The organism is Kribbella kalugense (assembly GCF_004365875.1).
Lineage (GTDB): Bacteria > Actinomycetota > Actinomycetes > Propionibacteriales > Kribbellaceae > Kribbella > Kribbella kalugense.
In genome coordinates, this window is the sequence record NZ_SODF01000004.1 from 209,401 (window position 1) to 223,143 (window position 13,743).

13 protein-coding genes are annotated in these 13,743 nt (G+C 67.7%); 7 read left to right on the top strand and 6 right to left on the bottom strand.

Annotated elements, in window-relative coordinates:
• Nucleotides 1-220 precede the first annotated feature (220 nt).
• A complete protein-coding gene (locus EV650_RS38350; RefSeq protein ID WP_134124145.1) occupies nt 221-997 on the top strand; it encodes a carbohydrate deacetylase in 777 nt (258 codons plus the stop codon).
• Between the two features lie 365 nt (nt 998-1,362).
• Here the strand turns inward: EV650_RS38350 and EV650_RS38355 are convergent, their stop codons facing one another.
• Nucleotides 1,363-2,100 (bottom strand): AraC family transcriptional regulator, encoded by a 738-nt coding sequence (locus tag EV650_RS38355; protein WP_166678425.1) that lies wholly within the window; start codon nt 2,098-2,100, stop codon nt 1,363-1,365.
• Between the two features lie 85 nt (nt 2,101-2,185).
• Here EV650_RS38355 and EV650_RS38360 point away from each other — a divergent pair, with 85 nt between their 5' ends.
• The 3 genes from EV650_RS38360 (at nt 2,186) to EV650_RS38370 (ending at nt 4,573) form a co-directional block, all read left to right on the top strand.
• Entirely contained in the window at nt 2,186-2,947 is a 762-nt protein-coding gene (locus tag EV650_RS38360) for a phytanoyl-CoA dioxygenase family protein (protein ID WP_134124147.1), read from the top strand.
• A 54-nt stretch (nt 2,948-3,001) separates the two neighbouring features.
• Complete coding sequence (locus EV650_RS40815) at nt 3,002-3,649, top strand: hypothetical protein (RefSeq protein ID WP_202875307.1); 648 nt, start codon at nt 3,002-3,004, stop codon at nt 3,647-3,649.
• An 84-nt stretch (nt 3,650-3,733) separates the two neighbouring features.
• Nucleotides 3,734-4,573: a hypothetical protein gene (locus EV650_RS38370; RefSeq protein WP_134124148.1), complete on the top strand. Its 840-nt coding sequence runs from the start codon at nt 3,734-3,736 to the stop codon at nt 4,571-4,573.
• Between the two features lie 24 nt (nt 4,574-4,597).
• Here EV650_RS38370 and EV650_RS38375 read toward each other — a convergent pair whose 3' ends face one another.
• The 5 genes from EV650_RS38375 to mce all read right to left on the bottom strand — a co-directional run bounded on the left by EV650_RS38375 (nt 4,598) and on the right by mce (nt 11,001).
• Nucleotides 4,598-5,968, bottom strand: coding sequence for an AI-2E family transporter (locus EV650_RS38375; RefSeq protein WP_134124149.1), 1,371 nt, complete (start codon nt 5,966-5,968; stop codon nt 4,598-4,600).
• Nucleotides 5,965-8,037, bottom strand: coding sequence for a coiled-coil domain-containing protein (locus EV650_RS40585; RefSeq protein ID WP_166678412.1), 2,073 nt, complete (start codon nt 8,035-8,037; stop codon nt 5,965-5,967). Before EV650_RS40585 ends, EV650_RS38375 begins: the two co-directional genes overlap by 4 nt.
• A 94-nt stretch (nt 8,038-8,131) precedes the next feature.
• On the bottom strand, nt 8,132-9,463 hold the full coding sequence (gene ccrA, locus EV650_RS38380; protein ID WP_134124150.1) for a crotonyl-CoA carboxylase/reductase: 1,332 nt from the start codon (nt 9,461-9,463) through the stop codon (nt 8,132-8,134).
• A gap of 134 nt (nt 9,464-9,597) precedes the next feature.
• Complete coding sequence (locus EV650_RS38385) at nt 9,598-10,500, bottom strand: sensor histidine kinase (RefSeq protein ID WP_134124151.1); 903 nt, start codon at nt 10,498-10,500, stop codon at nt 9,598-9,600.
• 72 nt (nt 10,501-10,572) lie between these two features.
• Nucleotides 10,573-11,001, bottom strand: coding sequence for a methylmalonyl-CoA epimerase (gene mce, locus EV650_RS38390; RefSeq protein WP_134124152.1), 429 nt, complete (start codon nt 10,999-11,001; stop codon nt 10,573-10,575).
• Nucleotides 11,002-11,127: 126 nt separating this feature from the next.
• On the opposite strand from mce, the gene EV650_RS38395 reads away from it, so the two are divergent.
• The 3 genes from EV650_RS38395 to EV650_RS40590 all read left to right on the top strand — a co-directional run bounded on the left by EV650_RS38395 (nt 11,128) and on the right by EV650_RS40590 (nt 13,741).
• A complete protein-coding gene (locus EV650_RS38395) occupies nt 11,128-12,330 on the top strand; it encodes an acetyl-CoA C-acetyltransferase (RefSeq protein WP_134124153.1) in 1,203 nt (400 codons plus the stop codon).
• Nucleotides 12,330-13,286 carry a methylmalonyl Co-A mutase-associated GTPase MeaB gene (gene meaB, locus EV650_RS38400; RefSeq protein ID WP_134124154.1) on the top strand — a complete coding sequence of 319 codons (957 nt, stop codon included), beginning with the start codon at nt 12,330-12,332 and terminating at the stop codon, nt 13,284-13,286. Before EV650_RS38395 ends, meaB begins: the two co-directional genes overlap by 1 nt.
• A gap of 296 nt (nt 13,287-13,582) precedes the next feature.
• Complete coding sequence (locus EV650_RS40590; protein ID WP_166678426.1) at nt 13,583-13,741, top strand: hypothetical protein; 159 nt, start codon at nt 13,583-13,585, stop codon at nt 13,739-13,741.
• Nucleotides 13,742-13,743: the final 2 nt, after the last annotated feature.

Here is a 13,743-nt window from a genome sequence, read left to right on the forward strand (position 1 = left end):
GTGGGCTGTGGTGGGTGAGGGGGATGTGGTGCGTAAGTCCCACGCGGTGCTGCGCGCCGCCCTCACCCGACGGGCGGGCGTGGGTGCTGCCGCGTGCCGTCGAGCAGACTGTAAATCTGTCGGCGTTGCACTAGAGCTGCTCTGGGGGTGCGCGACTTGCTGTTCGGTGCGCGTGACGTCGTGCAGGAAGTACGGTCGTGGAGGGCTCTGTTGGTGATGGATGGGAGTTGGCGTGGCTGAGGTTCAGCTGGTTGTGCAAGCGGATGACTTTGGGATGTGTCATGCGGTCAACGTTGGGACGGTGGAGGCGTTCCGGGATGGGATCGTGACGCAGGTTTCTACGATGGCGGCTTGTCCTTGGTTTACGGAGGCGGCTGCGTTGGGGCGGGAGTTCGGGATTCCGCTCGGGGTGCATCAGACGTTGACGTGTGAGTGGGACTTTCTGCGGTGGCGGCCGTTGACCGATGGGGCGTCGTTGGTGGGGGAGGACGGGACGTTCCTGCGGTCGGTGGCTGAGGCGCAGGCGTCGGTGACTTATGAGGACGCGGTGCGTGAGTTGACGGCTCAGGTTGCGAAGTTCGCGGCGGAAGGGCTGGCGATCGACTACCTCGACGTACACATGGGGCAGTCGGCGACGCCCGCGGCGTACGACGAGGTGTCGAGCGCGGCCGGCAAACCGTTCATCTATGGGGCGGTGGAGTCGCAGCGGTTCGGGTCGATCGAGACGTTGAGCGACCGGGACGCGAACGTGAAGAGGGCTTGGCTGCTCGAGTACCTCGACAAGTTGACGCCAGGAGTGCATCTGCTGGTGACGCACTGCGCGGCTGCGGAGCCTGAACTCGGTGCGCTGCACAAGCCCGGTTCGTACACGTACCGCTGGGCCGAGGAGTACCGGCTGTCCGATCAGGAGCTCGTCACCGACCCCGAGATCCGCAAGGCGATCGAGGAACGCGGCATCGAGCTCACGACGGTCCGCGCCGCCTTCTCGCTCGACTGACTGACCCAGCGCCTCCGAGTTGTGGGAATCGGTTGCCTCCCACGCCGGGCGTGGGAGCCCCGATCCACGACTCAAGGTTTCGGGTCCGAACCTTTCGCCACGACTCGGCGGCCGCCCTGCTGCGGCTGCCGCGGTGGGGAAAGAAGTCGGCGCTCCGTGACATTTTCTTACCCCACCATCGATGCGTGCTCCATCGACCTGCCACCCGTCCGCACTGCCTTCTCGTTCACACCCAACGCCGCCGAGTCGTGGGAATCGGTTGCCGACAGAGAGCCCCGATCCACGACTCGAGGTTTCGGGCACGAACCTTTCGCCACGACTCGGCGGTCGAGAGTCGCTTCTCCGTTGAGACGGCGTCGATCGGGTCACTGCTCGAGGATGAACTTGCGGAGAGCGCCGGGAGGGGAGCCGGTGGCGGCCTTGATGTGGCGGGTTAGGTGGCTGACTGAGTGGTAGCCGGTGAGGTCGGCGATGGCTTGGAGGGGGAGGGTCGAGTTGCGGATGTGGGAGAGGGCGTGGCGTAGGCGTACTGCTTGGAGTGCGGCTTGCGGGCTGGTACTGCGGAGGCGGGTGAAGGCGGCGCGCAGGCCGGAGGGGGAGATGCCTAGGTCGGCGGCTACTTGAGTGATCCGGAGGCCGATGGCGAAGCGTTCCTCGAAGATCCGTTCTGCTTCGATGACGAGTTGCTCGGCAGGGCTGGTGGGCGGGGCGGCTGCCGCCTGGCGTAGGCGGAGGTCCAGCTCGGACAAGAGGAGCGCGCGGAGCTCCTCGTTGTTCTCGCGTACCAGCGCGTCGAAGACCCGGCCCAGAGTGTGGTCGGCGTCGTCGTAGCAGAGGCGCGGCCAGGGGTGGGCGGACGCGGCGTCGACCTGGAGGAAGCGGTTGGCGTAGCCGGTGCGGCTCTGTTCGGCGTGCCAGGTACTCGGTGGGGTCAGGAGGACGGTGCCGGGCGTGGCGGCGTACGTCTCCTCGCCGACGGGACAGGTGATCCGGCCGCGAACGTAGTACACCAACTCCCACGAGGTGTGGGCGTGCAGTGGGTAGTCCTTGCCGGGCGGGGCCGTGTGTACGCCGGCGCCGAGCAGTCGTAGCGATTTGTGCATAAGCGCTGTCGCCTTCTGCATTGTTTCTCAGGTACGTCGGATTGATGCTGGCATCGATTCGTGCATCTTGGGAAGGAGTCCGTTGATGGATATGGCGACTGCATTGCGGGATCTTGGCGTGACTGACGACGTACTCACGGAGGCCGAGAAGGCCCAGCTCGACCGCGACGGGTTCCTCCCGCTGGAGGGGATCCTCACGTTGGAGGACGTGTCCGAGCTCAACAAGCGACTGGCGGAACTGACCGCGGCCGAGGGCGATCGGGCCGGGCTGGAGGTGCATCAGGAGAAGGGCACAGACCGGCTGGCGGACCTGGTGAACAAGGATCCGATGTTCGAGATCTGCTTCAGCCACCCGCGGGTGCTGGCTGCGATGAAGCACGTACTCGGCGAGTTCAAGCTGTCATCGCTGAACAGCCGCGCGGCACTGCCAGGCGAGGGTCATCAGGGGCTGCACGCCGACTTCGGCCTCCCGGTCGAGCCCGGTCAGTACGAGGTCTGCAACTCGATCTGGCTGCTCGACGACTTCACGCCGGAGAACGGCGCGACCCGCGTCGTACCCGGCTCCCACCGCCGCCACGCCCTACCCGGCGACGAAATGCCCGACCCCACCGCCGCCCACCCCGACCAGATCCAGCTCACCGGCAAGGCCGGCACCGTCGTCATCTTCAACAGCCACCTCTGGCACGGCGGCACCCAAAACCGCACCGACAAACCCCGCCGAGCCCTCCACTCCTACTTCGCCCGCCGCCACCAACCCCAACAACTCGACCAACAGACCTACATTCGCCTCAACACCTACAACCGCCTAACCCCCGCCCAACACTTCCTCCTCGACGTCACCAACTGAGTCGGCTACCCAGCTTGCCTTGATAATGTCTAGCGTAGTAGACAGAATGAGAGCGTGAAGACGTACGACGTGACGGTCCGGCGGGACGGACGCTGGTGGATGATCGCGATTCCTGAGCTGGGTGGATTGACGCAGGCTCGGCGGCTTGACGAGGTTGAGCGGGCGGCTCGGGAGTTCGTTGCGGTGACGACCGACGTACCGCTCTCCAAGGTCGCGGTCGAGGTCTCCGGGATCGAGGCAGATGGGCAGGATCTGCTGGAGGCCAAGACTTTGGTCGACGCGCTGCGTGGTCGGGCGAAGGATCTCGAGGCGTTGGTCGGTGAGCTCACCCGCGAGGTCGCATCGGCGCTCACGGACGCGAACGTCCCAGTCCGCGACGTGAGCAGCGTCCTCGGCGTCTCCCATCAACGCGTCTCGCAGTTGGTCCAAGCAGGCGTCGAAGGTAAGGAAGCCGCTTCGGGCAAGGCGATGCAAAGGTCACGCCAGGAGTTCGCCCACGATCTCGCAATCCGAATGGACAACGGACGGGTCCTGCAACTGGTCGAGGTGGTCCCACCGAAAACCGCACGTTCCGACAAGCCACGGACCGGAGAGGCCGCGCAGGAGAGTGATCACCCAACTCGAAAGGGCGCTCGCTCTCAAGGAGCCAAGCGGGGAAGCGGCGCGGCCAATCCCCCGACCTCCCGAAACCAGAGTGTGTAGCTCGACCAGCCGGCCGGCGACACACTTCTGGTCTAATCCGTGCATATGGACGCGCTGACGAGGAACTCCTGGTGGGCCGCGGGGATGAGCAACCTGCGGGCCGTGCTGGATCAACACGGCGTAGAGGCGGAGGAACGGGCCAAGGACTACGCGAATGTGTACGCCGGTCGCCGAGCCGCGATGGTGTTCGACGTCGTAGCCAGTCGGCAGCGGAGGTACTTGCAACGGGTGCTTCCGATGGTCGAGCGCTATGAGGCGAGCATGCCCACGCTGAGCTCTCTCGCTGCCAATGGGCCGGGACAGGGTCATTCCCTGCGCCATGGTGAGCCTGAGACCATGCAGGCAGTCGCCGCTGGTTTGCTGCGCTTTGCCACCGACTATGGCCTTGCCGAAGAGGATGCGGTCAAGGCCTGGGCAGACGGCGTTGACGAGCTGGTGCACGCAATCCGGCTCGACCCGTACGTCGGTTCGGTCAGCGGGATCGGCCCCGCGCTCTTTGCATACCTGCGAATGCGTTGTGGCGCGGACGCACTCAAGCCGGACCTCAGAGTCCATCGTGCGCTTGTCAACCTCGGCTTCCTTGTTCCTCGAGAGGAGCACGCACTGCTGGTCGCCAGCGAGGCCGTCGCCTCTGAGCTCGGAATATCCCGTTTGGTTCTTGATCAACTTCTCTGGTGGAGCGGCGCGTGGCTGATGCCGTTGTCGGCTTCTTCCGCTCGCGCAAACAGCCCGGCGAGTCAACGTGCACCTGTTGCTGCGCGCGGCAGGACGCACATCTCGCTGAGGTATTCACAGCACGCGACACCACGTGGCGGTCGAATGCGCGGTAGCGCGCGTCCGGCGGTAGCCGGAACGGATGCGCCGGCGGTAGCCGGTGGGTGGGTGGGAGCGGGGCGTAGCACGGCGACGGAGGAGCCCGCGTAGTTCTGCGCGGGCTGGTACGTGGTGTTACGAGGCGTCGGCTTTGCGGACCCAGACTTCTCTGATGATGAGGAGGATGGCGGCGGCGGAGGGGATGGCTAGGAGGGCGCCGACTACGCCGAGGAGGGCGCCGCCGAGGAGGGCGGCGATGACGGTGACGGCGCCGGGGATGTCTACGGCCCGGCGCATGATGCGGGGAGCTACGAAGTAGTTCTCGACCTGCTGGTAGATGATGCCGTAGATCAGGCAGGCGAGACCGGTCACCACCCCGTCGGTGAAGCCGATCAGGGCGACTACGACGACGCCGATCAGGCCGCCGACCATCGGGATGAAGTCGCAGAACATCACCACGATCGCCAGCGCCACGGCGTAGTTACCGAGGCCGATGATCTCCAGGAAGATGAACATGCAGACGCCGGCGCACAGGGCCACCATGAACTGGCCGCTGACGTACCCGCCGACGCGGGTCAGGACCTCGTCGCCGAGGATCGAGACGCGGGTACGGCGGGTGCGCGGGACCAGGCTGTACGCCGCCCGCTTCACGGTCGGGAGCGAGGCCAGGAAGTACAGCGTCAGGACCAGGATCGTGAACGTGTTGAACAGCGCGCCCGCGACCACCTTGCCGACGCCGAGGATGCCGCCGAACGCCTTCTGCGCCAGGGCCGGGTCCTGGATGTACTGCTGCGCCTTGTCGATGTAGTGGTAACGGTTGTCGAGGTCGTCCAGGGTCTTCGACTTCTGCAGCAGGTCGAGCCAGTCGGGCGCGTTCTTGATCAGGCCGTTGATCTGGTCGGTGACGACCGGGACGATCGCGAAGCCGACGCCGGTGACCGCGAGGATCATCAGCAGGAACACCACGCCGACCGCCAGGCCGCGCTTCAGGCCGCGGCGCATGAACCACTCGACCAGCGGGTTCAGGCCGACGGCGATGAACATCGAGACCAGCAGCAGGATCAGCACCGAGCGGGCCTGGCCGAGCGCGTTCCAGAGTCCCCAGGCGACCAGTACGCCGAGGGCCGCGAAGAACCCGAAGACGAACGGGTTCGACCGCCGGATCGCCGGACCGGGCAGGCCCATGCCGACGTCCGGGTGGCGCTCCTCGATCAGCAGTTCGTCGGCGATGTCCTCGTCGGCGTCCTTCGCGTCCTTGGCAGCCGCCGCGGCTTTGTCGGCAGCATCGTCGGCTTCGTCGGCGGATTCCTCCGCCTTGTCGGCGGACGAGTCGGCAGCCTGGGCCGAACCCGCTGCCTGCCCGGCGGCGTCCTCCGCGTCATCGGCCGAATCGTCAGCCTTGTCGGCTGCAGCTTCGGCCTTGGCGGCGGCGTCCTTCGCTGCGCGGGTGGCTTCGGCGAGGTCCGGGTCGGTCGCTGTGGAGGTGTCGTCGCCGGCTGGCGTCACATCTTGTCCTTCGGGGATCGTGCGCTCGAGGTAGCCGCATCGGTCTTCTCGTCCTTCGCGGACGACCCGCCGTCGGAGGACTTCGCCGAGGCGGCCGGCCGCGTCTGGCCCCGAGTCTCCTCGCTGACGAGGTCATCGAGCCGGAACTCGTCCACCTTGGTCGAATCCTTCGGCTCGTCCTCCTCGTCCGAAGCCGCGGACGAGGAACTCTTCGCGGCGGCCTTGGAGCCGGAGGCGGATGCGGGGAAGTCGGTCTTCGAGCCGGAGGCGGATGCGGGGGAGTCGGCCTTGGGGTCGGCGGGGCCGCCGGCGGTCTTGCTCACGGTCTTGCCGGCCAGGTCGGGCGCGTCCTTCGGGTCGACCCGCAGGTCGGTGTCGATCCGGGTCTCGTCGACGCGCGCGTCCCCGGCACCGATGCCGACGAACGGGCTCGAACCGGTGAACGGTCCATCCTCGTCGTACGCCGAATCACCCGCGAGCGAACTCGCACCGGAAGAGCTCCCACCGGAAGAACTCGGCGACGCGTACTTGCTGGCCGCCGGCGTCGCCCCCGGGAACGGGTTGTCGTCGGTCGTCGATCCCGGCACCGCCGCGAAGGCGCTCCCGTTCGCAGAGCCCGAGCCCGAGGCCGGAACCGAACCCGGGCTCGCAGCGCCCGAGCCCGAAACCGAACCCGTGCTCGCCGAGCCAGCCTCATCCGAGTCGAGCGCGCTAGGCCCGTCAGCGTTGAAGGCGCCACCCGGCGCCGCGGTGTCGTACGAGCTGCCCGGCCCGTCGGCCTTGAACGAGCTACCCGGACCGTCGGCGCTGAACGCGCTGGCCGGAGCAGCGGTGTCGTAAGAGCTGTCCGAAGGATCCGCGGCGAACGGGCTACCGATACCAGAGCCCGGCGCGCTGCTGAAGGGACTCCCAGACGGTGCAGCCGACAGGCTGTCCGCGTCGGCGGCGCTAGTGCCGCTGCCACCAGTGGGACCGGTGGTGGGACGGGCGAAAGGGTTGACGTAAGGCCCTGCGGCAGTCTCGGAATCGAGCTCGGCGGCCTGCCGCGCGATGTTGCTGGCGATCTCGTTCAGCCCGGCGATCTGGGTCAGGATGCCGTCGCGGCGCTTGGCCAGTCGCTCGGTCTCGCGGGCGACGACGGTCCGCGACCGCTCCGCCTCGTCGGCCGCGTTCGCCAGCTCGGCCTCGGCGCGGGTCCGCGCGGTGGTCAGCAGCTGCTCGGCCTCCCGCCGGGAACGCGAGATCGTCCGCTCGGCCGACTCCTCGGCCTCGGCCCGGATCTTTCGTGCCTGCTCGGTCGCCTCGGCCACCCGGCGCTCGGACGCCTCGGCGGCCTCCTTCATCTGGGTGGTCAGGCTGTCGGTGTCGGCCGCGATCTGCTGGTGCTTGTCGGCGAGCTCCTTGGCCTGCTGCTCACGCTCGTCCGCCAGCCGCGCCCGCAGCGCCGCCGACTCGCGCTGGATCGCGGTCCGGATCTTCTCCGCCTCGTGCAGCGCGCCGTTCTTCAGCGTGCTCGCCTGCGACTCGGCCGTCAGCTGCAGCTGCTCCGACTTCCGCCGGGCTGCCTGCAGCACCTCGGCTGCCTCGGTCTCGGCCGTACGCCGGGATTCTGCGGCGTCACCCTCGGCCGTACGGCGCATGCTGTCGGCCTCGTTCAGCGCGACGGTCCGGATGTCCTCGGCCTCACGGTCACCGGTCGCCCGCGCGGCGGACGCTTCCTTGGCCGCGTTCGCGCGCAGCTCCTCGGCCTCGCGCTTGGCCTCCTCGAGCGCCTCGGACGCCTGGTCCTGGGCGAGCCGGAGGATCTGCGCGGCCCGGTCGCCGAGTCCGGCGTACGACGGGTTGGCGCTGGCCTCGAGCTGGCGCCGGGTCTCCTCGAGCTGGTGCTGCATCGGCGCGACGCTGTGCTGGAGCTCGTCGGCGCGATTGCGTGCCTCGCCGAGTTGCATCTCCAGTGCGCGGACGTAATCGTCCACGGCCTGCTTGTCGTACCCACGGCGGCTGACCGGGAAGCCCCCGGCCGCGGTCGCCGTGCGATCGAAGAACGGCAGGCTCGACTCGTCAGGCATCTCCCGAGATTCCCTTCTGGCGGCTCACGGTGAATCCCCCACCATAAGCCTGTCAGAACCCACCACAAACCAGCCAATCGGGAGCTGTGGACAACTACCTGTTCCGGAAGCGATTAATCGAGTCGAGGTGCTGCGCGCGCAGGGCCGGGTCGCGGACGCCGAGGCCTTCGGTGGGGGCAAGCGTGAGCACCCCGACCTTTCCTTGGTGCAGGTTGCGGTGGACGTCGTACGCCGCCTGCGCGGTGTCCTCGAGCGCGTAGACCTTGCTGACCGTCGGATGCACCATCCCGCGCGCGATCAGCCGGTTCGCCTCCCAGGCCTCGCGGTAGTTGGCGAAGTGAGAGCCGATGATTCGCTTCAAGTTCATCCACAGGTACCGGTTGTCGTACTCGTGCATGAACCCGGACGTCGACGCGCACGTCACGATCGTCCCGCCGCGCCGGGCGACGTACACCGACGCCCCGAACGTCTCCCGCCCCGGGTGCTCGAACACGATGTCCGGGTCGTCGCCGCCGGTCAGCTCGCGGATCCGCGCCCCGAACCGCTTCCACTCCTTCTGGTCCTGGGTGTGCTCGTCCTTCCAGAACTTGTACCCCTCGGCGGACCGGTCGATGATCAGCGACGCCCCCATCGCCCGGCAGATCTCCGCCTTCTCCGGCGACGACACCACGCACACCGGGATCGCCCCGCCGTTCAGCGCGAACTGGGTCGCGTACGAACCGAGACCGCCCGACGCGCCCCAGACCAGGACCACGTCGCCCTGCTTCATGTTGGCGCCGTTCGCCGAGACCAGCTGCCGGTACGCCGTACTGTTCACCAACCCTGGCGATGCAGCTTCCTCCCACGTCAGGTGGGCCGGCTTGGGCATCAGCTGGTTCGATTTCACCAGCGCGATCTCGGCCAACCCGCCGAAGTTCGTCTCGAATCCCCAGATCCGCTGCTCCGAGTCGAGCATCGTGTCGTTGTGCCCGTCCGGCGACTCCAGCTCGACCGACAGGCAGTGTGCGACCACTTCGTCGCCCGGCTTCCACGCGTTCACTCCGGGCCCGGTCCGCAGTACGACGCCGGCCAGGTCCGAGCCGACCACGTGGTACGGCAGGTCGTGGCGGGCCGTCAGCGGCGACAGCTTCCCGTACCGCTTCAGGAAGGAGAACGTCGAGACCGGCTCGAAGATCGAGGTCCACACGGTGTTGTAGTTGATCGCGCTCGCCATCACCGCGACCAGCGCCTCGCCAGGCCCGAGCTCGGGCGTCGGCACGTCGTCGAGGTGCAGACTCTTGCGCGGGTCCTTCTCCTTGCTGTCCAGACCCTCGAACATCGTCGCCTCGTCGGCATGCACGGTGATCCCGCGGTAATGGTCCGGTACGTCGAGCTTGCCGACGGCGGCGCTGTCACCGGCGAGAATCGCTTCGAGGATCTGCTTCACGTCGTACCTCCAGCAGCGGCGGTCAGTGAGCGGAACTTACCGTCGAGTATGCACGCCTGGCTGTGCCCTGTAACACAGCGGACGGCCGGTGAGACGACCGTCACTTTTGTAGTCCACCGTTGTCAGTGGTCTTATCAGCGCAGGCGGGTGTGCAGCCGCACCTGGGTGAAGTCGTCACCGGACCGGAGCTGGACCAGATCGCATAGCTGATTCGCGAGCCAGACGCCGCGCCCGCCGAGTCCGTCCAGCGGCGGCAGGACCCGTCCGACCAGCAGGTCGTCGATCCGGCCGCGGTCGATCACGTCGCAGATCAGCGTGCCGTCCGCGATCCACACCGCCAGCGTCCCTTGGCCGCCGCCGAACCGGATGCTGTTCGTGCAGACCTCGTGCAACGCCAGCGAAAGGTCTTCGAGCCGGTCCCGCGACACCCCGTGCGACGACGCCCGCCCGCCGACCCATTTCCGGATGTCCCCGAACTCGGCCGGCCCGAACTCCCACCGCTCGGCCCGATTCGGTACGTCGACCAGCGCGGTCCGGAATGTCTTCTCTGCAAGGGCTTCTGCGCCGGAGTGGGTCGCGGTCGGGTCGATTCCGATCGACGCGTCGTACGCGCAGCACAACCGGAACGACTGGTCCGCCGCGAAAGCGATGTCGCTCAAGCCCTCGTGCAGCAGCACCTCGTCGTACTCGGCCGCGCTCCGGCCGGCATAAGCGAGCTCCTCGAGCCCACGCACCGGTCCGCCGGAGTGCTTCTCGAGGACGGCCCGCCAGTACGGGATCAGCCGCGCAGGGTTGCCCCCGGCAACGGTCTCGTCGGCGACGATCAGCTCGTCGTACGCCGGTCCGACGGCATCACGCAGTGCCGCGAGCCGCTCTGGTGGTAGCACGGCCACGACCTTTTCCCCCGCCGCCAGACCCTCGCGTACGAACGTCGCCGCGCGCAGCACGAACTCCTCGTCCGTGGCGTGGACGAAGCCGTCGTGCTTGAACCCGGCCGGCGCACCGTGCAAGGAGTCGGTGGCGCTGTCCCTCAGCACTCCCACAGACTAGTCCGCCGAACCCAAGCCGGGAGGGCTCAGCGCGCGCCGTCACGCCGTGTTGACTGCTACTTATCCGTGCGTAGGCGGTGGCTCAACGAGTTCGACCAGGACGCCGCCGGCCGAGCGAGGGTGAACAAAATTCACTCTCGATCCGGCCGTCCCGCGGCGCGGCTCGTCGTACAGCAGCTTCGCGCCGCGCTCACGCAGTACGTCGGAGACGGCGTCGAGGTCGCTGACCCGGTAGGCGAGCTGCTGGATGCCCGGGCCGCGTTGGTCGAGGAACTTCGCGATCGGCGACGCGTCCGACAATGGCGCGAGCAGCTGGATCGAGGAACCGGAGTCGCCGACCGAGAGCATCGCCTCCCGGACGCCCTGCTCCTCGTTGATCTCCTCGTGCGCAACGGTCATGCCGAACACGTCCGCGTAGTACCGGACGGCCTCGTCGAAGTCGGCCACCGCGATGCCGACATGGTCGATCGCGTCGAACAGCTGATCCATCCCGCCAGCCTGGCGCAAACCTGGTTCGCAAGGCCAACGAAAGTGGTCGAGCCGACACCATTCGTGTGATCCGTCTGACGTGTTCGAGCAGCGGCGTACCAGTGCCGCCGCAGGTATCGTGACGATATGTCTGACACGCGGAACACCTCCGTCATCGTCGCCGGCGCGCGGACCCCGATCGGGCGGCTGCTGGGCGGTCTGAAGAGCTTCACCGGCGCCGAGCTCGGCGGGTTCGCGATCAAGGGCGCGCTGGCCAAAGCCGGCGTCGCGCCGGACCAGGTCGAGTACGTGATCATGGGCCAGGTACTGCAGGCCGGCGGCGGTCAGATCACCGCCCGCCAGGCCGCGGTCAAGGGCGGCATTCCGATGGACGTCCCGGCGATCACCATCAACAAGGTGTGCCTGTCCGGGCTGAACGCGATCGCGCTCGCCGACCAGCTGATCCGCGCCGGCGAGTACGAGATCGTCGTGGCCGGCGGCATGGAGTCGATGACGAACGCGCCGCACCTGCTACCGAAGTCCCGCGAGGGCTTCAAGTACGGCGACACCACGCTGGTCGACTCGATGGCGTACGACGGGTTGTGGGACGCGTTCACCGATCAGGCCATGGGTGCGCTGACCGATCAGGCGAACAACACCGGCTTGAAGCTGACCCGCGAGGAGCAGGACGAGTTCAGCGCTCGTTCGCATCAGCGTGCAGCCGAGGCCTGGAAGAACGGACTGTTCGCCGACGAGGTCGTGCCGGTCGAGGTGCCGCAGCGCAAGGGCGACCCGATCGTGGTCGACAGCGACGAAGGCGTCCGCAGCGACACCTCGGTGGAGACGCTGGCCCGATTGCGGCCGGCGTTCGGCAAGGACGGCACGATCACGGCCGGTTCGGCGTCGCAGATCTCCGACGGCGGCTGTGCTGTCGTCGTGATGAGCAAGGCGAAGGCCGAGGAGCTCGGGCTCAGCTGGATCGCCGAGATCGGTGCGCACGGCTCGGTCGCCGGGCCGGACTCGACGCTGCAGAGCCAGCCGGCCAACGCGATCGCCAAGGCCTGCGCGAAGGAAGGCATCCAGCCCGCGGACCTCGATCTGATCGAGATCAACGAGGCGTTCGCGGCGGTCGGCATCGCGTCCGCACGCGAGCTGCAGGTCGGCGACGACAAGGTCAACGTGAACGGCGGCGCGATCGCGGTCGGCCACCCGATCGGCATGTCCGGCGCCCGCCTCGTGCTGCACCTCGCGCTGGAGCTCGGTCGTCGTGGCGGCGGCGCCGGCGCTGCGGCTCTGTGTGGAGGAGGCGGTCAGGGCGATGCTCTGATCGTCCGAGTCCCGAAGAGCTGATGCCACGACGTACCGCGCCGGTCGGTGAGCTGGTCGAGCGTGCCCGGGAGGGTGACTCCCGGGCAGTCGCCCGGCTGATCTCGCTGGTCGAGGACGAATCCCCGCTGCTGCGCGAGGTGATGGCCGCGCTGGCGCCGTACGCCGGTCATGCGCACATCGTCGGGATCACAGGCTCGCCCGGCGTCGGCAAATCCACGTCGACGTCGGCGCTGGTCTCGGCGTACCGCGAGACCGGGAAGCGGGTCGGCGTACTCGCGGTGGATCCGTCGTCGCCGTTCTCCGGTGGAGCGCTGCTCGGGGACCGGGTGCGGATGCAGGACCACGCGACCGACCGTGGAGTGTTCATCCGGTCGATGGCGTCCCGCGGTCATCTCGGTGGGCTGGCGTGGACGACTCCGCAGGCGTTGCGCGTGCTGGATGCTGCCGGGTTCGACGTGGTGCTGGTCGAGACGGTCGGGGTCGGGCAGTCCGAGGTGGAGATCGCCGGTATGGCCGACACGACGCTGATCCTGCTGGCGCCGGGGATGGGCGACGGGATCCAGGCGGCCAAGGCCGGGATCCTCGAGGTCGGCGACATCTACGTGGTGAACAAGGCCGATCGCGACGGCGTCCAGTCGGTCACGCGGGATCTGCGGGCGATGCTGGCGCTGGCCGAGCGGGCTGAAGGCGCCTGGGTGCCGCCGATCCTCAAGACGGTTGCTTCCCGCAACGAAGGGGTCGCCGAGGTGGTGCAGGCGATCGAGGACCGGCTGACCTGGATGCGCGGCAACGGCGTACTCACCGAGCGCCGGCAGTCCCGGGCCCGGGACGAGATCGAGGCGATCGCGACGACGGCGCTGCGGCGGCGGTTCGCGCACCTGCACGGGGACGCGCGGCTCGACGTACTGGCGGCCAAGGTCGCGGACGGGGGCACCGACCCGTATTCTGCGGCGGACGAGTTGATCGCGGCTTTGTGACATCTGTCTCGCTGTGGAACACCCGAACACGCAGTGTCACATTGTGTCTTTGCTTTCCGTTCACGGAAAGTTGTGCCGAATTCGGGCAAATGCCGCAGGATTTCCGCCGTGCCGGCCGATCGGTGTCTCAGGGCGGCGCGCCGGTGGCTGCCATGCCCCCGAATCCGTTACAGAATGGACCTTGTAGCTGGTGAGCATTGTGCGGTGGGCTGTGTTCAGTCAGTGACAATTGGTGACGGTCCGTGATACAAATTCCAACACAGTCGACCGAGTGGTTAGGAACGAGGAGTGGCGACATGCCGAAGAAGCTGTTGATCTGGTCGCTCATCGCCTTTGCCGGCTTCTATCTGTTCACTCAGCCGGCAAACGCCGCCAACGCCGTGGGAGGCGCGTTCTCGGCCGTTGGTGACGCGTTCGGGAGCGTCATCACCTTCCTGACCGCGCTGTTCAGCTGATC

Coding starts and splice junctions, on each gene's coding strand:
- EV650_RS38350 (WP_134124145.1), top strand. CDS start 221: ATGGGAGTTGGCGTGGCTGAGGTTCAGCTGGTTGTGCAAGCGGATGAC.
- mce (WP_134124152.1), bottom strand. CDS start 11,001: ATGGATCAGCTGTTCGACGCGATCGACCATGTCGGCATCGCGGTGGCC.
- meaB (WP_134124154.1), top strand. CDS start 12,330: ATGCCACGACGTACCGCGCCGGTCGGTGAGCTGGTCGAGCGTGCCCGG.
- EV650_RS40590 (WP_166678426.1), top strand. CDS start 13,583: ATGCCGAAGAAGCTGTTGATCTGGTCGCTCATCGCCTTTGCCGGCTTC.
- EV650_RS38370 (WP_134124148.1), top strand. CDS start 3,734: ATGAGCAACCTGCGGGCCGTGCTGGATCAACACGGCGTAGAGGCGGAG.
- EV650_RS38395 (WP_134124153.1), top strand. CDS start 11,128: ATGTCTGACACGCGGAACACCTCCGTCATCGTCGCCGGCGCGCGGACC.
- EV650_RS38360 (WP_134124147.1), top strand. CDS start 2,186: ATGGATATGGCGACTGCATTGCGGGATCTTGGCGTGACTGACGACGTA.
- EV650_RS40585 (WP_166678412.1), bottom strand. CDS start 8,037: ATGCCTGACGAGTCGAGCCTGCCGTTCTTCGATCGCACGGCGACCGCG.
- EV650_RS38355 (WP_166678425.1), bottom strand. CDS start 2,100: ATGCACAAATCGCTACGACTGCTCGGCGCCGGCGTACACACGGCCCCG.